This window comes from Xanthomonas rydalmerensis (assembly GCF_033170385.1).
Classification (GTDB): domain Bacteria; phylum Pseudomonadota; class Gammaproteobacteria; order Xanthomonadales; family Xanthomonadaceae; genus Xanthomonas_A; species Xanthomonas_A rydalmerensis.
Genome location: NZ_CP126170.1, coordinates 1,423,613 through 1,441,689, shown reverse-complemented (window position 1 = coordinate 1,441,689; position 18,077 = coordinate 1,423,613). Strand labels below are relative to the sequence as shown.

Genomic DNA, 18,077 nt, shown 5'->3' with positions numbered 1-18,077 from the left:
CTTTTCTTACTGCGCCGTGTAGACGATCTCGACGCGACGGTTCTGCGACCAGCAGGACTCGTTCGACTCGGTGCAGACCGGACGCTCTTCGCCGTAGCTGACCACGGTCAGCTGCGCAGCCGAGCCGCCGTTGGCCTGCAGCGCCGAGGACACGGCGTTGGCACGACGCTCGCCCAGGCCCATGTTGTACTCGCGCGAACCGCGCTCGTCGGTGTTGCCCTGCAGGGTGATGCGCGAGGACGGACGGTCACGCAGGTACTTGGCGTGGCACGCCATGATCGCCTGGAATTCCGGCTTCACGGCATCCTTGTCCAGATCGAAGTAGACCACGCGCTGACGCAGGCAGGAATCGGTCTCCAGATCGCCCGGGCCGTACAGACCGGAGGTCGACGGGCCGGTCGGGGCGGTGGTGCCGGTGGTGCCGGTGGTGTCGGTCTGGGGCTGTTCCTTGACCTTCTTGGCGCAGCCGGCCAGAGCTGCAACGGACAACAGCGAAACAAGCAGAACGCGGGTGGTCTTGTTCATGGGGATACCTTGTGGCTCCTGGGCCGATGAGGGGTTCAACAGCGAAATATTAACACCAAACTTACATGTCAACGTGCAGTGCGATACGGCGACCAGGACGGCTCGCGCACGTCGCCATCGGCGAGCACCAGGCGCTGCCGCACGCGGGCATCGGCCGAGACCGCGTACAGCACGCCACGGCCGCCTTCACGCGCCGCATACAGCACCATGCTGGCGTTGGGGGCGAAGCTCGGCGACTCGTCCAGCGAACCGGTCGACAGGGTGCTCCAGCGCGGCGAACCCAGGCTGCGGTCCATCATCGCGATCTTGTAGGTGTTGCCGCTGCCCTGGGCCACGACCAGCTTGTTGCCGTCGAATGACACGCTCGGGGTGGCGTTGTAGTTGCCCTGGAAGGTGATGCGGGTGGCGCTGCCGCCGGTCGCCGGCACCTGGTAGATCTGCGGGCGGCCGCCGCGGTCGGAGGTGAAGTAGATGCTGTTGCCGTCCGGCGCCCAGGTCGGCTCGGTGTCGATGCCGAAGTGGTTGGTCAGCTGGGTCAGCTGCTTGCTGCCCAGATCCATCACGTAGATCTCCGGGTTGCCGCTGCGCGACAACGCCAGCGCCAGCTTCTTGCCGTCCGGCGAGAACGACGGGGCGCCGTTGATGCCGCGGAAGCTGGACACCAGCTGGCGGGCGCCGGTGGCGATGTCCTGGATATAGATGGAGGAGTTGCCGCGCTCGAAGCTCACGTAGGCCAGCTTCTTGCCGTCCGGGCTCCAGTTCGGCGACAGCAGCGGCTCGGCCGAGCGGACGATCGTCTGCGGGTTGTAGCCGTCGGAGTCGGCGACCATCAGCGCATAGCGCATCGCCCCGCCCTTGCCGCTGGCGGTGACGTAGGCGATGCGGGTCCAGAACGCGCCGCGCACACCGGTGATCTTCTCGTAGATGGCATCGGCCATCTGGTGGGCGACGTCGCGCATGGCGTTGGCACGGGCGGTCATCGCCAGGCCGAGCATGCGCTCGCCCTTGCCCACGTCGAACAGTTCGTACTCGACGCGGTAAGCGCCTTCGCCGGCATCCATCACCCGACCGACGACCAGATAGCTCTGCTTGAGCGCGCGCCAGGTGGCGAACTGCACCTCGCTCCCGCGGGTCGGACGCTCGACGATCTGCGACTCGGGCAGGTTGCGGAACTGGCCGGAGCGATCCAGGTCGGCGCGGACCACCGCGGCGACGTCGGTGCTGGGCGGGGTCGCCGAGCCCTGGTAAGGCATCGGGACCACGGCGATCGGGGTCGCCGAGGCATTGCCGCCGACGATGTCGATTTCCAGGCCCTTGTCCTGCGCGGACGCGGCAAGCGGCAACAACAGGGCGGTGAGAACGGCAAGCCAGCGCGGCAGTTTCTTCATGGGTCGCTCAGCAGGATCGGAAAGGCGCAAGAGATAGCAATGCGCGGGTGAACGTATTCGCAATCATGAACCATCGCCATGTGAAGCCGATGGCAGGACGCGCTCCATTATCGCCCATCGCGTGTCCGGCGGATGGCCGGCCGCGCGCGAACGCGGCGGCGGCCGCCCGCCGGGGTCATTTGTCCTGGGCGGTGAAGTTGAAGGTCAGAGTGCGCGAGAAAACGGTCTCGAAGCCCCGATAAGGCAGTGGCTGCGCACGCAACACCGCCGCTTCGATCGAGCGCCGGCCGGCCTCGTCGTAGGGACAGTCGGGGCTGACCTTGGCCTCCATCACCTGACCACCGGGAATCTGCGTGATCACGATCTTGCACTTCTGCCCCAGCGGCACCGAATCCGGGCGCACCCACTGGCTCAGCACCGCCTGCTGGATCGCCGCGCTGTACTTCGCCAGCAGATCAGTGTTGGTGCCGTTCTGGCCCGGCGCCTGCTGCGGCGTGGTGGCCGCGGCCGCCGACGCCTTCTTGGCGTTCAGGTCGGCGATCTGCTGCAGTTTCTGCTCGGCCAGCTTGGCCTCGCGCTGGGCCTGCTCGCGCTGCTTGCGGATGTCGGCGATCTTCTTCTGCCGCTCCTCTTCCTGCTGCGCGGCCAGGCGCTGCTTCTGCTCGGCCTCCTGCTGGCGCTTCTGCTCGGTCAGGTCGATCTGTTCCTGGCGGCGCTTGGCCTCCTGCTCCTGCTTCTCCTTTTCCTGGGAGATCGCGGTACGGGTGGCGCGGTCCTGGTCGACCTTGTCGGGCACCGGGACGAAGTCCTGCGCCTTCTGCTGCTGCGGCGTCGGCGCCTGCTGCGGCTTGGGCGTGGGGAGCGGCTGCGGCGGCGGCACCGTGTCTTCCTCGGCGACGTCCTTGACCGGCTCGGGCAGCGGCTCGGGCAAGGGCTTGGGCGCGTCCTTGACCGCCTTCTGCGCCGAGCGCACGTCGGCGGCCGAGACCACCAGCGAGGCCTCGACCATCGGCGAACCGGCGGCCGGTTCGACCTGGCGCACCGGCGACCACCACCAGGCCAGGAAGAACAGCAGTGCGATCAGCACATGCACCAGCAACGCCAGGGCGACCCCGAAGATCAGCCCCTTGTCGTCGCCGCGGTGCTGCGGCGGGCGGGAATCGGCTTCAGCGTGCATTGTTTCCGGGCTGACTCATCAGGCCGACCTTGGGAACGCCGGCCTGCTGCAGCATGACCATGGTGTCCATGACCAGTTGATAGTTGGAACTGCCGGGCGCGGCGACGAACACCGGCACGTCCTTGTTCTGGCCGACGAAGGCCTGGATCTTCGCCTTCAGTTCCGGCGCGGCGATCTTCTCCGGCTTGCCGTCCTGCAGGGTCAGCGTGTAGTGGCCCTGGGCATCGACGGTGACGATCACCGGATCCTTCTTGCTTTCCACCGAGCGCGCGGTGGAATCGGGCAGGTCCACGTCCACGCTCAGGCTGAGCAAGGGTGCGGTGACCATGAAGATGATCAGCAGCACCAGCATCACGTCGATGTACGGCACGACGTTGATCTCGGACTTGAGCTTGCGGCGCTTGCGGCGGGAAATGGCGGCAGTCATGCGGGAATCCTGGGAGTCGGGGACAGGCGGGCGACGCTCAGTCGCCGCTGGCCTGGCGCTGCAGGATGGAGCTGAACTCTTCGGAGAAGGTCTCAAAGCGCACCGCCAGCCGCTCGACGCGGGTGGTGAAGCGGTTGTAGGCCCACACCGCCGGGATCGCCACGAACAGGCCGATGGCGGTGGCGAACAGCGCCTCGGAGATGCCTGGCGCGACCGCGGCGATGCCCGCCTGCTGGCCGCTGTTGATCATGTCGTGCATGGTCACCATGATGCCGAACACGGTGCCGACCAGGCCCACGTAGGGCGCGGTGGAGCCGATGTTGGCGAGCAGTTCCAGGTTGCGCTCGAGGCGGTCGACCTCGCGCGCATAGGTCGCGCGCATCGCCCGCTGCGCGCCTTCCAGCTGGATGCGCGCATCCAGCCGGCGCTTGTCGCGCAGGCGGGCGAACTCGCGGAAACCGGCCTCGAAGATCGCCTCCAGCCCGCCGACCACGCGGTTGCGGTCGGTGGCGCCGGCGTAGAGCTTGCTGAGATCGGTGCCGGACCAGAAGCGGTTCTCGAAGTCGTCGGCCTCGCGGTTGGCGTCCTTGAACACCTTGCCCTTGCGGAAGATGATGACCCAACTGATCAGCGAGCCGAGCAGCAGCAGCAGCACGATCACCTTGACCGGCAGGCTGGCCTTGACCATCAGGTCCAGGTAATTGATGCCGCCGTGGGCGGCGGTGTTGGCGACGGCCTGGGTGGCGGTCTGGGTCACGTCCTGCGGCAGCGCCTCCACCACCGTGTCCTGCAGGGCCAGGAGCAATGCGATCATCCGTCGTTCCTCAGTAATTCGGCTTCAGTGATTTCAAGAACTTTCAATACATCGTGCAGCGCGTCGTCCATGCCGCGCGGGCGGAAGTTGCCGGCGCTGAGCGCCGCCACCCGCACCTGCGCGCGCAACAGCAGCTCCCCGTCGTCGCGGTGGATCGACTGCGCGAACACCAGGCTGGCGCGCTTGCATTGCGACAGCGCGACGCCGACCTGCAGGGAATCGTCCAGGCGTGCCGGGCGCAGGAAGTCGAGCTGCATCGCGCGCACTGCGAACACCAGATCGTGTTGCAGGCGCAGACGCTCCTGACCATACCCCAACGCCCGCAACCACTCCGTGCGCGCCCGCTCCAGGAAGGCCACGTAGCGCGCGTGGTAGACCACGCCACCGGCGTCGGTATCTTCCCAGTAGACGCGTGTCGGCCAACTGAATAGCCGCGGGGATTGGGGATTCGGGAGTGGGGATTCGCCGCGCAGAGGCGCGTTCGGGTCGATCGCGGTCAAAACAGCGCTCCTGTATCGCCAATCCCCAATCCCGAATCCCGCTTGGGCTGCAAGCCCAAGTGCAGATACGCCTTGTTGGTGGCCATGCGCCCGCGGGCAGTGCGGATCAGGTAGCCCTGCTGGATCAGGAAGGGCTCGATCACGTCCTCCAGGGTCCCGCGCTCCTCCGACAGCGAGGCGGCCAGCGACTCGACGCCGACCGGTCCGCCGTCGAAGTACTCGATGATGGTGCGCAGCATGCGCCGGTCCAGCTCGTCGAAGCCCTCGGCGTCGACCTTGAGCATCTGCGTGGCGGCCTGCGCCACCGCCAGGTCGATCTGCCCGCCGGCGCGCACCTGGGCGAAGTCGCGGACCCGCCGCAGCAGGCGGTTGGCGATACGCGGGGTGCCGCGCGCGCGGCGCGCGATCTCGGCGCAGCCGTCGGCGTTGCAGGCGATGCCGAGGATGCTGGCGGAGCGGCGCACGATCTGCGCCAGCTCGTCCGGGGTGTAGAAGGCCAGGCGCTGGACGATGCCGAAGCGGTCGCGCAAGGGCGCGGTCAGCAGGCCGGCGCGGGTGGTGGCGCCGATCAGGGTGAACGGCGGCAGGTCGATCTTGATCGAACGCGCGGCCGGGCCCTCGCCGATCATGATGTCGATCTGGAAGTCTTCCATCGCCGGGTACAGCACTTCCTCGACCACCGGCGACAGCCGGTGGATCTCGTCGATGAACAGCACGTCGTGCGGCTGCAGGTTGGTCAGCAGCGCGGCCAGGTCGCCGGCCTTCTCGATCACCGGGCCGGACGTGACCCGCAGGTTGACCCCGAGCTCGTTGGCGATGACATGGCTCAGCGTGGTCTTGCCCAGGCCGGGCGGCCCGAAGATCAGCACATGGTCCATCGCCTCGCCGCGCGCCTTGGCCGCTTCGATATAGATCGACAGCTGCTCGCGCACCGGCTGCTGGCCGAGGTAGTCGTCCAGTCGCTTGGGGCGGATGCTGGCCTCGGCGACCTCATCCTCGCGGGTGGCGCTGCTGGCGATGATGCGGTCCATTTAAAGCCGGGATTGGGGAGTGGGGATTCGGGATTGGTAGCGCAATAGTATCGGCTGTGGGACGGTATCGGCGCCATGGCCTTGACCAATCCCGAATCCCGACTCCCCAATCCCGGCCGCCGCAGGCGGCCTCAGATCTCCACCTGCGCGCCCAACTCCACCAGGCGGTTGCCGGGGATGCGGAAGAAACCGGTGGCGGGGGCGGCGTTGCGGTGCATGACCGCGAACAGCTTGTCGCGCCAGATCGGCATGCCGCGGTTGGCGCTGGCCACGATGGTCTCGCGGCTGGCGAAATAGGTGGTGTCCATCGGGTCGAAGTAGATCCCGCCCTGGTCGCAGGAGCGCATCAGCGCCAACGGCACGTCCGGGGTCTCCATGAAACCGAAGCGCACGTAGACCCGGTAGAACTCGTCGCCGATCGCGTCGATCTTCAGCCGCTGCCCGGCGGCCGCGTACGGCACCTGCAGGGTTTCGACGGTCAGGAACACGTTGCGCTCGTGCAGGACCTTGTTGTGCTTGAGGTTGTGCATCAGGGCGTGCGGCACCACCATCGGGTCGGCGGTCAGGAACACCGCGGTGCCGGGCACGCGCACCGGCGGCGCCAGCATCAGCCCGGGCAGGAAGGTGTCGAGCTTGATGCCGTCCTTGCGGATCTCGTCGTGCAGCAGCTTGCGGCCGCGGCGCCAGGTGCGCATCAGGGTGAACAGGATCAGGCCCAGCAGCAGCGGGAACCAGGCGCCGTCCAGGAACTTGATGATGTTGGCGTAGAAGAACGCGCAGTCCACCGCCAGGAACACCAGCCCGAACAGCCACAGCAGCGGCGCCGGCACGCGCGGGTTGGCGCGCGCGTAGATGATCATCAGCACGGTGGTGATCAGCATGGTGCCGGTGACCGAGACGCCGTAGGCGGTGGCCAGCGAGGTCGAGTCGCCAAAGCCGATCACCGCCACCACCACCAGCGCCAGCAGGCACCAGTTCACCGCCGGCACGTAGATCTGGCCGATGGTGGAATGCGAGGTGTGGCGGATGTGCATGCGCGGGATGTAGCCCAGCTGCATGGCCTGGCTGGCCACCGAATAGGCGCCGGTGATCAGCGCCTGCGAGGCGATCACCGTGGCCGCGGTGGCCAGCACGATCATCGGATACAGCGCCCACTCCGGCACCGCCTCGTAGAACGGGTTGCTGACCGCGGCCGGGTCGCGCAGCACCAGCGCGCCCTGCCCCAGGTAGGTCAGGGTCAGCATCGGCAGCACCAGGAAATTCCACGAGCGCCGGATCGCCTTGGCGCCGAAATGGCCCATGTCCGCGTACAGCGCCTCGCCGCCGGTCACCGCCAGCACCACCGCGCCGAGCACGAACACCGCGTGCCAGTTGTGTTCGGCGAAGAAACGCACGCCCCACCAGGGGTTCAGCGCCTGCAGCACTTCCGGCGCCCGCGCCATGTTGTAGACGCCGATCGCGCCCAGCGCCACGAACCAGACCAGGGTGATCGGCCCGAACGCCTTGCCCACCCGCTCGGTGCCGTAGCGCTGGGCCATGAACAGCATCCCCAGCACCACCAGGGTGATCGGCACCACGAACGGTTCCAGCTTGGGCGCGGCCACCTCCAGGCCTTCCACCGCCGACAGCACCGAGATGGCCGGGGTGATCACGCCGTCGCCGAAGAACAGCGAGGCGCCGAAGATGCCGAGGATGCCGACCACATACATCGAGCGCGAGCCGCCCGGCAGGGTGCGCTGCGCCAGCGCGGTCAGCGCCATGATGCCGCCCTCGCCATCGTTGTCGGCGCGCATGATCACGGTGACGTACTTGAGCGTGACCACCAGCATCAGCGCCCAGAACACCAGCGACAGGATGCCCAGCACGGTGTCGTGGTCCGGGGACAAGCCGTAGTGCGGCGAGAACGCCTCCTTGAGCGTGTACAGCGGACTGGTGCCGATGTCGCCGAAGACCACGCCGATGGCGGTCAGCATTACCCCCAGGCCCGTTTTGGCATGCGGATCGTGGCTGCCCGGGCGGGCGGCGGAACTGGAGGAGCTGGACATGGTGGGAAGAGTAGCGCCAGAACGTGAAGAAAGAGCGGGAGGCCGAGCCGACCGGGCGGTCAGCGCAGGGCCGCTTGCAGGGCCTTGCGGATCACCGTGGCGACCTCGTCGCCGTCGGCGGCGGCGTCGCGCGCCATCTTCGCCGCCTCGGCCGGCTTGTAGCCGAGCTGCTGCAGCGCCACCGTGGCCTCGGAGACCGCGTCGGGGCCCAGTTGCCCGGTCACCGGCGCGCCGCCGCTGAAGTCGGCCGCACGGTCGCGCAGTTCCACCACCATGCGCTCGGCGGTCTTCTTGCCGATGCCGGGGATGCGGGTCAGCGCGGTGACGTCGCCGGCAGTGATCAACCGCGCGAATTCGTCGACGCTGACGCCGGACAGCACCGCCAGCGCGATCTTCGCGCCGATCCCGCTGACCCGCTGCACATCGCGGAACAGGCGCCGCTCGCCCTCGCGCAGGAAGCCGTACAGCGACACGCTGTCCTCCTTCTGCGCATAGTGGGTGAACAGGATCACGTCGCGACCGACGTCGGGCAGGTCGTAGAAGGTGCTCATGGGCGCCTCCAGCTCATAGCCCACCCCGCCCACATCGATCACCAGCCACGGCGGCTGCTTGTAGGCCAGGATCCCGCGCAGACGGCCGATCATTGGGCGCCTCCTTGGAGGCGCCGGGATTGGGGATTGGGGATTGGGGATTGGCAACAGCCGGGCGCGCAGGCGCCGGCTCCGCTTTGGCGAATCCCCAATCCCGAATCCCGAATCCCGGCTCCACTCATTTTCTACTCCAAGCCTGCTGCGTGCTGACGCCCAGGCGCTGCGCGGTGGCGCGCACGTGGGCATGGGTGATGGCGACGGCCAGCGCGTCGGCGGCGTCGGCCTGAAGTTTGCCGGTCAGGCTCAGCATGAGACCGACCATGTGTTGCACCTGTTGCTTCTCCGCCGCGCCCTTGCCGACCACGGCGAGCTTGATCTCCTTGGCGGCGTACTCGTGCACGGGCAGCTCGCGCAGCACCGCCGCGCAGATCGCCGCGCCGCGGGCATGGCCGAGTTTCAGCGCCGCGTCGGCGCTCTTGCCCATGAACACCCGCTCGATCGCCACTTCCTGCGGCCGGTATTCCTCGATCAGCGCATCCAGCCCGTACAGCAGGCGCTTGAGCCGCAGCGAGAAATCGCCCTCGCCCAGCAGCAGCAGCGGGGCGTGGTGCACGTGGCGGGTGCGGCCGGCCGCGTCCACGTCGATGATGCCGACGCCGGTGCGCTGCGAGCCGGGGTCGATGCCGAGGATGCGGGTGGTGGTGGTGCCGGGATTCGGGATTCGGGATTCGGGATTCGGGAAAGCAGCGCCCGTGCGGGCAGCGATGCCCGCGGCCGCCATCGACGTCTGCAATGCCTCCGGCATCGGCACAGCGGCCTTCCGGGTCCGGGGTCCCGGGCCCCGGGCCCCGGGTTTCATGGTGTCAGCCACCGTCACTCAGCGCGGCCTGGTCCACGTTGGAATAGACGTTCTGCACGTCGTCCAGGTCTTCCAGCATGTCCAGCAGCTTGCGCACCTGCACCGCGGTGTCGCCGTCCACGGCGATGTCGTTGTCGGCGCGGAAGGTGATGTCGGCGTGGTCGGGGGACAGGCCGGCCGCGTCCATGGCGTCCTTGACCGCCTGGAACGCCTCCGGCGCGGTCAGCACGTCGATCGCGCCGTCCTCGGGGTAGACCACGATGTCGTCGGCACCGGCCTCGATCGCGGCCTCGGTGATCTTCTCCTCGTCGGCGCCGGCGGCGAAGCTGAGCACGCCCAGGCGCTTGAACATGAAGGCCACCGAGCCGTCGGTGCCCATGTTGCCGCCGCACTTGCTGAAGGCGTGGCGGACGTCGGCCACGGTGCGCACGCGGTTGTCGGTCAGGCAGTCGACGATCACCGCCACCCCGCCCGGGGCATAGCCCTCGTAGCGCACTTCCTCGTACTCCACGCCTTCCAGCTCGCCGGTGGCCTTCTTGATCGCACGCTCGATGACGTCCTTGGACATGTTCGAGGCCAGCCCCTTGTCCATCGCCACGCGCAGCCGCGGGTTGTTGGACGGATCGCCGCCGCCGGCGCGCGCGGCGACGCCGATCTCGCGGATGATCTTGGTGAAAATCTTGCCACGCTTCGCATCGGATGCGTTCTTGCGGGCTTCGATCGAGGGGCCTCTACCCATGGGGCGTTCCGGACAGTTGTAAGGACAAGGCGCGGATTTTACCTGATGCCGCAGGCATCCCGGGGTCCGGCCGCGCCGACGACCGACCGCGCATGCGACCGGCGCATGTAGCCCGTTCCCCCGGCGGCGCCCGCTCCAGCGCGCGCGGCCCCGTGCTGCCCATCAATCCTTGGCGGACTGTCTACCCGTGCGCGCCACATCGCTGCCAGAACTGTAAGGCCCCACCTGGAGGCTGAACGCGCAAATCGCGCCCGCGTTCCTTCGCACCAAAGGAGATCCCACATGTTCCGCACCCCCTCCGCCCCCACCCCGCTCCTGTCGCTGGCCCTGCGCTGCCTGGGCCTGCTCGCCCTCGCCGCCCCAGGCCTCGCCAGCGCCCAGACCGATGCCTTCAGGGGCAGCTACAGGGCCGGCTTCACCACCTATTCGATCAGCGGCCAGGAACCCCGCGCGGCGGGCAAGTACCCGGTCTATGTGCATATCGGCGGGACCGGCGAGAACTACCAGAGCAATTGGGCGATGGCCGCAGTAAATGCCGCGGCGGCCAAGGGCTTCGTGGCCGCCTCGGTGGAATACGACAACGCCAGCTTCGGCAGCTGTGGCGTCATCGGCAACCGCGCCAAGGCCATCTTCGATGCGCAGAATCTCAACAGCGCCATCGCCCAACTCTGCGCCCGCGGCAAGGCCGACTGCTCCAAGGGTGTGGTGACCGGCGGCCTCAGCCAGGGCTCGATCATCTCGGTGCTGGCGCACGACTACGATCCCCGGGTCGCCGCCTCGTTCGGCCAGGGCACCGGCACGACCTACACCGCCTACTACAACCTGGCGTCCTGCATCGCCGACGGCAACCACAGCCTGCCCTCCGATCGCCTGCGCATCATCAACGGCGAGCGCGACATGTTCGTCGGCGGCACCGAGAACATCGCCCGCACGCAGGCGCAACTGGTCACCGGCCTGCGCTGCGACGGGCAGCAGTCGTGCTTCCGCAGCAACGGCAGCGGCTGGTACGTCGTCAAGGACCGGGAGGTGCAGGACCTGTACGCCGACCATTGCTTCATGGGCTTCGGCGGCTATCCCGGCACCCAGTGCACGGGCATTCTGGTCGACGGCAACTACCGCAGCGGCACCGCCGCCTGGGCGCTCAACCCGACGCTGGACTGGTTGAAGACCTTCGTGACGCCCTGAGGGACGGCATCGCCCCGGCTGGCGCCGCGTCGTGGCGGACACCCCGACGCGGCGCCGGCCGCTGCCGCGGGATGGTCGGTTCCGACAAATCGACTCAGGCAGCGAAGCGTCCGTCGCGCAGGAAGGCGGCGGTCTGCCGCGCGGCGTCCGCCGAGAACAGCAGGCCGCTGTGGCTGGCGCGGACCTGGCAGTGATCGCCAAGACCGGGCACGCGGGTCTCGGCCAGGGCCACGCTGCCGTCGGACTCGGGCCCCAGCGCGGCGAAGCGAGCGCCCAGCCCGCGCGCCACGGTGCCGGCGATCATGCCGACCTCGGCCGGCCCGTCCCAACGCGCCACGCCCTGCTGCAACAGCGCTGCGCTGCGGCCCAGCGCCACGCCGAGCCGCCGCTGCGCCAGGGCGCGCGCGGCGGCACTGCCCGCCAACGGACTGCCCAGGCACACCACGCGGGTCACCGGCAACGAGGGCGCCTGCCGCAAGGCCTGCAACGCGATCAGGCCGCCGAGGCTATGCCCGACCAGGGCCACCGGGCCGGCAACGGCCAGGCGCTCGATGCGCGCGTGCAGCCGCGGCAGCGCGGCCTCGGCGCCGCCGACGGCGGTCGAATAGCCGAAACTGGCGACCCGCCAGCCGGCGCGGCGCAGGCGTAGCGCCAGCGGCAGCAGCCACGGCCGCGCGTTCCAGATGCCGTGCAGCAACAGCACCTGCGGCGCGGCGGCCATCGGCGGCTCAACCGCAGGTGGTGCGGACGATGTGATTGCTGCCATCCAGGAACACATTGAGCCGGTCAAGGCGCAGGTCGCGAGTCACCGCCTGGCCCGGCGCGATCGGCCGCACCACGCCGGCTCCGCTCTCCTTCCAGACCCGGCTCATGGTCGCCTGGGTGGCTTCCTGGCCGACGGCCCAGGCCACCGCGTCGACATTGCAGCGGCCATCGCCCTGCACGGCGGGGCCGGCACTGGCCGGCTGCAACGCCGCCGGCGGCGCGCACGCGGCCAGCAGCGGCAGCACGGCGGCGATTCCCATCCACGGTCGGAACATGGCGCGTTCTCCTGCAGGCTGGACAGGCCTGCACTCTAACGCGCCCTCGTTGCCGCGATGTCGACGCGGCGGTGCCGGGACCTGGCCCGGCCGCACGGCGTCAGGCCGCGCGCGGCGGCCGGCGCAGGATGAATTCGAGATCGCGCACCTGCCCCACCGGGAATTCGTAGGTGCCGACCTTCTCGAAGCCGTAGCGCGCATAGAAACGCTGCGCCCCCAGGTTCTCCGACCACACGCCCACCCACAGCGTGCGCGGGCCGTCGCGTTCCAGCCAGGCCAGGGCGGTATCGAACAGCCGCGCGCCCCAACCGCCGTTCTGGTGTGCGCGCAGCAGGTACAGCCGCTTCAGTTCGCCGTCGCCGGGGCGCACCTCGGCGTGCGGCAGGCCACAGGGGCCGGCTGCGGCGTGCCCGACCACCGCGCCGTCGTGCTCGACCAGCCAGATCGCGTAGTCCGGATGCGCCAGCACGACCTGGGCACGCTCCAGCGAATAGGCCTCGTCGAGGAAGGCCTGCAGGTCCTGCGCGGGATACAGATGGCCGAAGGTTTCGCAGAAGGTGGCCGTGGCGATGCGGGTCACCGCCGCGGCATCGTCCGGCGTGGCGCGACGGATGCGCACGGCTCAGCGCGCCGGGTGCGCGGGGTCGGCGTCCTCGACGTCGTCCTCGTCTTCGTCGTCGCCTTCCTCGTCCTCGTCCTCTTCTTCCTCTCCCTCTTCGTCTTCCTCGTACTCGTAATCGTCCTCGCCGAAGTCCTCGCCGTCCCAACGGCCCTCCGGATCCGGCACGAACGCCAGCGGCGCGTTGGCGCCGCTGCCGGCGCGCACCAGCCAGCCGCCGAACACGCGCGCGCGCTGGGTGACGATGGCCTCCATTGCGCCCTCGTTGCCGAGGGTTTCCCACTCCAGATTGAATGCGGTCTCGCTCATGTGTCGGCCTGCGCTACGGTTGGAGGAAAGGAGTCACTGCGTCCGCGGGCGCACCTGCACGTGCACTTCGGCCAGCTGCGCGTCGGCGATCGGCGACGGCGCGTCGGTCATCAGGTCCTGCGCGCCGGTGGTCTTGGGGAACGGGATCACGTCGCGGATCGACTCGGTACCGGCCATCAGCGCGGCGATGCGGTCGATGCCGAAGGCGATGCCGCCATGCGGCGGCGCGCCGTAGTTCAGCGCATCCAGCAGGAAGCCGAACTTGGCGCGTGCTTCCTCGGCACCGATGCCGAGCAGCTCGAACACCGCGCTCTGCATGTCCGGGCGATGGATGCGGATCGAACCGCCGCCGATCTCGTTGCCGTTGAGCACCATGTCGTAGCCGCGCGACACCGCGGTCTTGGCATGCGTGCGCAACTCGGCGATGTCGTCCACCGCCGGCGCGGTGAACGGGTGGTGCAGGGCGACGTAGCGCTGCGCCTCCTCGTCCCACTCGAACATCGGGAAGTCGGTGACCCACAGCGGCCGCCAGCCGTCGGCGACCAGGTTGAAGTCCTTGCCGGCCTTCAGGCGCAGCGCGCCCATGAAGTCGGAGACCTTGCCGTAGGCGCCGGCGCCGAAGAACACGATGTCGCCGTTGCCGGCGCCGACGTGGGCGAGCAGCGCGGCGAACGCGGCCTCGCCGAAGAACTTCTGGATCGGCGAGCTGATCTCACCGCTGTCGGCGATCTTGACGTAGGCCAGGCCCTTGGCGCCGTACTTGGCGGCATGCGCGGCGTACTCGTCGATCTGCTTGCGCGAGAGGCTGGCGCCGCCGGGAATGCGCAGCGCGGCGACGCGGCCGTCGGGATCGGCGGCCGCGGCGCTGAACACCGCGAAGTCGCTGTCCTTGACCAGATCGGCCACGTCGGTCAGCTCCAGCGCGATGCGCAGGTCCGGCTTGTCCGAGCCGTAGCGGCGCATGGCCTCGGCCCAGGTCATGCGCGGGAATTCGGCGGCCAGTTCGACGTCGACCACCTCCTTGAAGATGGCGCGGACCATGGCTTCGACGAAGTCCTGCACGTCGCGCTCGCGGACGAAGGCGAACTCCATGTCGAGCTGGGTGAACTCGAGCTGGCGGTCGGCGCGCAGCGCCTCGTCGCGGAAGCAGCGCGCGATCTGGTAGTAGCGGTCGAAGCCGGCCACCATCAGGATCTGCTTGAACAGCTGCGGCGACTGCGGCAGCGCGTAGAACTCGCCCGGATGCATGCGCGCCGGCACCAGGAAGTCGCGCGCGCCTTCCGGGGTGGCCTTGGTCAGGATCGGGGTCTCGATGTCCTGGAAGCCGCGCTCGTCCAGGTAGCGGCGCAGCGCCTGCACCAGCTTGATGCGGGTGCGCTGCATGCGCTGCATCTCCGGACGGCGCAGGTCCAGGTAGCGGTACTTCAGGCGGGTTTCCTCGCCCGGGTTCTCGTGCGCATGGAACGGCAGCGGCGCGGCCTTGTTGAGCACGGTGATGGACGTGGCGATCACTTCGACCTTGCCGCTGCGCAGCTTGTCGTTGACCGCATGCCGCGCACGCACCACGCCCTCGACCTGCAGCACGTCCTCGTAGCCGAGGCTGGCGGCGACCTTGAACACCTCCGCGTTCTCCGGCTCCACCATCACCTGCACGATGCCTTCGTGGTCGCGCAGGTCGATGAAGCACACGCCGCCGAGATTGCGGGCCACGTCGGTCCAGCCGGCCAGGGTGACGGTTTGGCCGATCAGGGTCTCGTCGACCAGGCCGCAGAAGTGGGTACGCATCGCTAGCTCCAAACAGGGGGCGGCCGGCGCAGAAGGCGCCAGCAAGCCCGGTATTCTGCGGCGGCGCGTCGGCGCGGGCAAATCGCGCATGGCTCATCCTGGCTTAAGTTGGCCTGCGGCTATAGTCCGCGCACCATTCACGGGGAGGAGAGAACCCATGTTGAAGCACCTTGGCGGTTGGCTGGTGATCGCCGCACTGGCCCTCACCAGCGCACCTGCGGCGGCCCAGAGCGCCCGCGCCTACGCCCCGCAGGACCTGCGGCAACTGTCGGTCCCCGGCCGGGTCCGGGTGATCGAACGCGAGTACGCCGACCAGTCGCGCGGCCGGCAGATCCCCGACGATCAGCTCGAGTTCTACCTGGACCAGATCGACCGCGGCTGGGGCTTCGGCAACATCCAGCAGGACATCGCCACTTCGCTGCGCGGCCGCGGCGATGGCTGGCGGCAGGAACCGGGCTTCGACGGCCGCACCGTCGCCTGTTCCAGCAACGACCGCCGCCGCCAGCAATGCGCGACGCCGTTCCGCGGGCCAGCCCGGCTGGTCGGCACCCTGTCCGATTCGCCCTGCATCGAAGGCCGCACCTGGGGCTCGGCACCCGGCGTGGTGTGGGTGGACCAGGGCTGCCGCGGCCGCTTCGTCGAAGGCCGCGGCGCACCGGGCGGCAACTGGGGCGGTGGTGGTGGCGGCGTGGCCGGCACCGTGCGCTGCGAAAGCCAGGACCAGCGCCAGCGCGTGTGCCCGACCGGCTGGCGCAACGCCACGCTGGTGCGGCAGCTATCCGACACCCGCTGCATCGAGGGCCGCACCTGGGGGTCGCGCGACGGCGCGGTGTGGGTCGACGACGGCTGTCGCGGCGAATTCGCCGAGGGCCGCGGCGGCGGTGGCTGGGGACCGGGCCGGCCGCCGCTGGACAACGGTTACACGGTGACCTGCAGCAGCGACGACAAGCGCCTGCGCACCTGCGCCTGGGATCGCCGCCAGGGCCGCCCGGTGCTGCTCGAACAACTGTCCGGCACCACCTGCGCGGAAGGCCGCAGCTGGGGCTACGAAGGCAATACGGTGTGGGTCAACGGCGGCTGCCGGGCACGCTTCGGCGCGCGCTGAGCCAGGGCGAACGCCGGGCCCCGCGCGGCCCGATGCATGGCGTGATATGTCGAGTTAGGGGCGGCGCTTGCCGCTCTTTTGGATTAGCCGCGACCGGGTAACGCCTGGTCGCGGCTGAAGCCGCTCCTACGAAGAGCTAAGCGACCGGGCAGTTGGCCGAGGCGAGACTCAGGTCGCCGCAGGCTTGGCTGCGGCGGGCGCCGCGGCGGGCGTGGCCGCCGCCGCGGGCTTGGCCGGCGCGTCGGACGCCGCAGCTGCGGCTGCGGGCTTGCTGTCCCCGCTACCGCCGGTGCTGCCCGACTCGGCGAGGTTGCGCTTCTTGTCGCCGTCCTTCTTGAAGTCGGTCTCGTACCAGCCGCTGCCGGACAGGCGGAACGCCGGTGCTGTGAGCTGGCGCTTGACCGCCGAGGCGGCGCAGGACGGACAGGTCTCCGGATCGGGATCGGACAGTTTCTGCAGGCGGTCGAAGCTGTGACCGCATGCGGCACATTGGAAAGCGTAGATCGGCATGGCGGCAAAAACGCGAGAGCAACGGAGGCGGCCAGTATGGGGGCCGCACGCCGGCTTTCAAGCGTCTTCGCTCACGCCGGCCCGGGCTGGGGCCGCGGCGCCGTCTCCGGCACGCCCGCGGGCAGCGTCGGCGCAGGCGTCTCGGGCGCCTCCACCACCGGCTCGGCCGGCGCCTGCGCAGACGCGGCATCCGCCGGTGCAGGCGGCGCCGCTTCCAGCGGGCTGACGTCGAAGGGCATGCGCAGCAGCAGCGCCGGCAGCAACGTGGTCAGGGCCGCGTACAGCAGCAATGCGCCGAACAGCGCGTCGGCGATGGCGAAGCGGTCGCGCAGGATCCCGGCCAGGACGAGGGTGAAGATCAGCGTCGGCGACAGGGCCAGCGACACCCGCAGGCTGCTGCGCGCGCCCTCGCCGAACAGCACCCGCCGCTGCAGCCAGAGGATGCCGATGCGCAGCGGCAGCACGCAGGCGGTCAGGGCCAGGCCCAGGCCCAGCGCCTGCAGGCTCAGCGCCCCGCTCGGCACCTTGGTGCCGGCATTGAAGAAGTAGAACGGCACGAAGAACGAGGCGAACAGGCGCACCGCCTGCAGGTTCTCGTCGGAGGCCAGCAGCGGCATGCGCTGACGCAGCAGCCGCGCCACCAGCCCGGCGATGAACGCGCCGACCAGGTAGTACACGCCCAGCGAGTAGGTGATGTAGGCAGCGATCAGGCCGACCATCACCAGCAGCGAGAACTCCGACCCCGGCGCCTGCGGCGCCACCCAGCGCCCCAGGGCCACGAACAGCAGGGGCAGGCCGACCAGCATCGCCACCAGCGCCAGGCTGGACAGGCCCATCTGCCAGGGATCGCCGGCCTGCAGGATCACGAACAGCGCCGCCAGCGCCAGCAACTCGCCGGCGATGGCCTTGCTGGTGACCCAGAACCGCTCTTCCTCGTCCAGCCCCAGCCGCCCCAGCGACTCGATGATGAAACCGGTGGAAGGCGTCAGCAGGGCCAGCGCCAGCAATCCGGCCGCCTGCCACGACAACCCGGCGTGGCGCCAGGCCAGCCAGCCGACACCGAACAGGGTGGCGCCGCGCACCACCAGGTGCAGCAGCAGCGGCCACAAGCCGCGGCGCAGCGCCTTCGGGTCCACTTCCAGGCCGGCGAACAGGAACAGCGAGGAAATGCCGAGCGTGGCCAGCAGGGTCACCACCGGGTCGTGCGCACGCGGCCCCATCGCCAGCATCGCGATGATGCCGAACAGCAGGCAGGTCAGCGGCGCCGGCATCTTGAAGCGCTGCAACGCGCGCGGGATCACCAGCAGGGCGAAGATCAGCAGCAGGTAGATCAGTTCGTGACTCATCGGGCAGGAGGTTCCAGTGCGGGCCCGCCGGCGGCGGCAGCGGGCGATGATGCCGGTTTGCTCGTGTGGTACGCCATCACGGC

Annotated in this window: 20 protein-coding genes; 2 read left to right on the top strand and 18 right to left on the bottom strand. The window is 69.3% G+C overall.

The genetic code is table 11. The annotated features are described in order from the left end of the window. Positions 1-6 precede the first annotated feature (6 nt). From pal to QN245_RS05930, 11 genes are all read right to left on the bottom strand, one after another. Complete coding sequence (gene pal, locus QN245_RS05980) at positions 7-525, bottom strand: peptidoglycan-associated lipoprotein Pal (RefSeq protein ID WP_048491898.1); 519 nt, start codon at positions 523-525, stop codon at positions 7-9. Between the two features lie 68 nt (positions 526-593). Then, complete coding sequence (tolB, locus tag QN245_RS05975) at positions 594-1,913, bottom strand: Tol-Pal system beta propeller repeat protein TolB (RefSeq protein ID WP_048491897.1); 1,320 nt, start codon at positions 1,911-1,913, stop codon at positions 594-596. 175 nt (positions 1,914-2,088) lie between these two features. Beyond that, complete coding sequence (tolA, locus tag QN245_RS05970) at positions 2,089-3,090, bottom strand: cell envelope integrity protein TolA (RefSeq protein WP_160969812.1); 1,002 nt, start codon at positions 3,088-3,090, stop codon at positions 2,089-2,091. Beyond that, positions 3,080-3,517, bottom strand: coding sequence for a protein TolR (gene tolR / locus QN245_RS05965; RefSeq protein ID WP_160969813.1), 438 nt, complete (start codon positions 3,515-3,517; stop codon positions 3,080-3,082). The genes tolA and tolR overlap by 11 nt, the downstream gene beginning before the upstream one ends. A gap of 37 nt (positions 3,518-3,554) precedes the next feature. Beyond that, complete coding sequence (gene tolQ / locus QN245_RS05960) at positions 3,555-4,331, bottom strand: protein TolQ (RefSeq protein ID WP_160969814.1); 777 nt, start codon at positions 4,329-4,331, stop codon at positions 3,555-3,557. Beyond that, complete coding sequence (ybgC, locus tag QN245_RS05955; protein WP_425612916.1) at positions 4,328-4,831, bottom strand: tol-pal system-associated acyl-CoA thioesterase; 504 nt, start codon at positions 4,829-4,831, stop codon at positions 4,328-4,330. Before ybgC ends, tolQ begins: the two co-directional genes overlap by 4 nt. After that, complete coding sequence (ruvB, locus tag QN245_RS05950) at positions 4,828-5,862, bottom strand: Holliday junction branch migration DNA helicase RuvB (RefSeq protein ID WP_184645566.1); 1,035 nt, start codon at positions 5,860-5,862, stop codon at positions 4,828-4,830. Before ruvB ends, ybgC begins: the two co-directional genes overlap by 4 nt. Positions 5,863-5,993: 131 nt before the next feature. Further along, a complete protein-coding gene (locus tag QN245_RS05945) occupies positions 5,994-7,907 on the bottom strand; it encodes a potassium transporter Kup (RefSeq protein WP_160969818.1) in 1,914 nt (637 codons plus the stop codon). Between the two features lie 59 nt (positions 7,908-7,966). Beyond that, positions 7,967-8,551 (bottom strand): Holliday junction branch migration protein RuvA, encoded by a 585-nt coding sequence (gene ruvA / locus QN245_RS05940; RefSeq protein ID WP_160969820.1) that lies wholly within the window; start codon positions 8,549-8,551, stop codon positions 7,967-7,969. A 124-nt stretch (positions 8,552-8,675) separates the two neighbouring features. Then, the gene (ruvC, locus tag QN245_RS05935; protein WP_317845312.1) at positions 8,676-9,278 is read right to left on the bottom strand and encodes a crossover junction endodeoxyribonuclease RuvC; all 603 of its coding nucleotides are present in this window, start codon (positions 9,276-9,278) and stop codon (positions 8,676-8,678) included. Positions 9,279-9,360: 82 nt separating this feature from the next. After that, positions 9,361-10,095: a YebC/PmpR family DNA-binding transcriptional regulator gene (locus tag QN245_RS05930; RefSeq protein ID WP_160969051.1), complete on the bottom strand. Its 735-nt coding sequence runs from the start codon at positions 10,093-10,095 to the stop codon at positions 9,361-9,363. A 282-nt stretch (positions 10,096-10,377) separates the two neighbouring features. Between QN245_RS05930 and QN245_RS05925 the strand changes: the two genes are divergently transcribed. Next, positions 10,378-11,280 (top strand): hypothetical protein, encoded by a 903-nt coding sequence (locus QN245_RS05925; RefSeq protein ID WP_317844806.1) that lies wholly within the window; start codon positions 10,378-10,380, stop codon positions 11,278-11,280. A 94-nt stretch (positions 11,281-11,374) separates the two neighbouring features. Here QN245_RS05925 and QN245_RS05920 read toward each other — a convergent pair whose 3' ends face one another. From QN245_RS05920 to aspS, 5 genes are all read right to left on the bottom strand, one after another. Further along, positions 11,375-12,001, bottom strand: a complete 627-nt coding sequence (locus tag QN245_RS05920; RefSeq protein ID WP_184645562.1) for an esterase/lipase family protein — start codon at positions 11,999-12,001, stop codon at positions 11,375-11,377. Positions 12,002-12,008: 7 nt separating this feature from the next. Next, the gene (locus QN245_RS05915; RefSeq protein ID WP_317844805.1) at positions 12,009-12,320 is read right to left on the bottom strand and encodes an I78 family peptidase inhibitor; all 312 of its coding nucleotides are present in this window, start codon (positions 12,318-12,320) and stop codon (positions 12,009-12,011) included. Positions 12,321-12,420: 100 nt separating this feature from the next. Next, on the bottom strand, positions 12,421-12,939 hold the full coding sequence (locus QN245_RS05910; protein WP_160969054.1) for a GNAT family N-acetyltransferase: 519 nt from the start codon (positions 12,937-12,939) through the stop codon (positions 12,421-12,423). A gap of 3 nt (positions 12,940-12,942) precedes the next feature. Further along, positions 12,943-13,248: a DNA primase gene (locus QN245_RS05905; protein WP_184645560.1), complete on the bottom strand. Its 306-nt coding sequence runs from the start codon at positions 13,246-13,248 to the stop codon at positions 12,943-12,945. 33 nt (positions 13,249-13,281) lie between these two features. Next, on the bottom strand, positions 13,282-15,033 hold the full coding sequence (gene aspS, locus QN245_RS05900) for an aspartate--tRNA ligase (protein ID WP_184446960.1): 1,752 nt from the start codon (positions 15,031-15,033) through the stop codon (positions 13,282-13,284). A 157-nt stretch (positions 15,034-15,190) separates the two neighbouring features. Between aspS and QN245_RS05895 the strand changes: the two genes are divergently transcribed. Then, the gene (locus QN245_RS05895; protein ID WP_160969057.1) at positions 15,191-16,138 is read left to right on the top strand and encodes a DUF3011 domain-containing protein; all 948 of its coding nucleotides are present in this window, start codon (positions 15,191-15,193) and stop codon (positions 16,136-16,138) included. A gap of 168 nt (positions 16,139-16,306) precedes the next feature. Here the strand turns inward: QN245_RS05895 and QN245_RS05890 are convergent, their stop codons facing one another. Together QN245_RS05890 and QN245_RS05885 are read right to left on the bottom strand one after the other, a co-directional pair. Next, entirely contained in the window at positions 16,307-16,648 is a 342-nt protein-coding gene (locus tag QN245_RS05890; RefSeq protein ID WP_317844804.1) for an FmdB family zinc ribbon protein, read from the bottom strand. Positions 16,649-16,719: 71 nt separating this feature from the next. Continuing rightward, positions 16,720-17,994, bottom strand: coding sequence for a cation:proton antiporter (locus QN245_RS05885; RefSeq protein WP_317844803.1), 1,275 nt, complete (start codon positions 17,992-17,994; stop codon positions 16,720-16,722). Positions 17,995-18,077 lie beyond the last annotated feature (83 nt).

Bases quoted from the DNA above. Each gene is read 5' to 3' on its own strand.
- QN245_RS05945 (WP_160969818.1), bottom strand. From the start codon at position 7,907: ATGTCCAGCTCCTCCAGTTCCGCCGCCCGCCCGGGCAGCCACGATCCG.
- ruvA (WP_160969820.1), bottom strand. From the start codon at position 8,551: ATGATCGGCCGTCTGCGCGGGATCCTGGCCTACAAGCAGCCGCCGTGG.
- QN245_RS05915 (WP_317844805.1), bottom strand. From the start codon at position 12,320: ATGTTCCGACCGTGGATGGGAATCGCCGCCGTGCTGCCGCTGCTGGCC.
- QN245_RS05885 (WP_317844803.1), bottom strand. From the start codon at position 17,994: ATGAGTCACGAACTGATCTACCTGCTGCTGATCTTCGCCCTGCTGGTG.
- tolQ (WP_160969814.1), bottom strand. From the start codon at position 4,331: ATGATCGCATTGCTCCTGGCCCTGCAGGACACGGTGGTGGAGGCGCTG.
- ruvB (WP_184645566.1), bottom strand. From the start codon at position 5,862: ATGGACCGCATCATCGCCAGCAGCGCCACCCGCGAGGATGAGGTCGCC.
- QN245_RS05895 (WP_160969057.1), top strand. From the start codon at position 15,191: ATGTTGAAGCACCTTGGCGGTTGGCTGGTGATCGCCGCACTGGCCCTC.
- pal (WP_048491898.1), bottom strand. From the start codon at position 525: ATGAACAAGACCACCCGCGTTCTGCTTGTTTCGCTGTTGTCCGTTGCA.
- aspS (WP_184446960.1), bottom strand. From the start codon at position 15,033: ATGCGTACCCACTTCTGCGGCCTGGTCGACGAGACCCTGATCGGCCAA.
- QN245_RS05905 (WP_184645560.1), bottom strand. From the start codon at position 13,248: ATGAGCGAGACCGCATTCAATCTGGAGTGGGAAACCCTCGGCAACGAG.
- QN245_RS05930 (WP_160969051.1), bottom strand. From the start codon at position 10,095: ATGGGTAGAGGCCCCTCGATCGAAGCCCGCAAGAACGCATCCGATGCG.
- tolA (WP_160969812.1), bottom strand. From the start codon at position 3,090: ATGCACGCTGAAGCCGATTCCCGCCCGCCGCAGCACCGCGGCGACGAC.
- tolR (WP_160969813.1), bottom strand. From the start codon at position 3,517: ATGACTGCCGCCATTTCCCGCCGCAAGCGCCGCAAGCTCAAGTCCGAG.
- tolB (WP_048491897.1), bottom strand. From the start codon at position 1,913: ATGAAGAAACTGCCGCGCTGGCTTGCCGTTCTCACCGCCCTGTTGTTG.
- QN245_RS05890 (WP_317844804.1), bottom strand. From the start codon at position 16,648: ATGCCGATCTACGCTTTCCAATGTGCCGCATGCGGTCACAGCTTCGAC.
- QN245_RS05920 (WP_184645562.1), bottom strand. From the start codon at position 12,001: ATGGCCGCCGCGCCGCAGGTGCTGTTGCTGCACGGCATCTGGAACGCG.
- ruvC (WP_317845312.1), bottom strand. From the start codon at position 9,278: ATGGCGGCCGCGGGCATCGCTGCCCGCACGGGCGCTGCTTTCCCGAAT.
- QN245_RS05925 (WP_317844806.1), top strand. From the start codon at position 10,378: ATGTTCCGCACCCCCTCCGCCCCCACCCCGCTCCTGTCGCTGGCCCTG.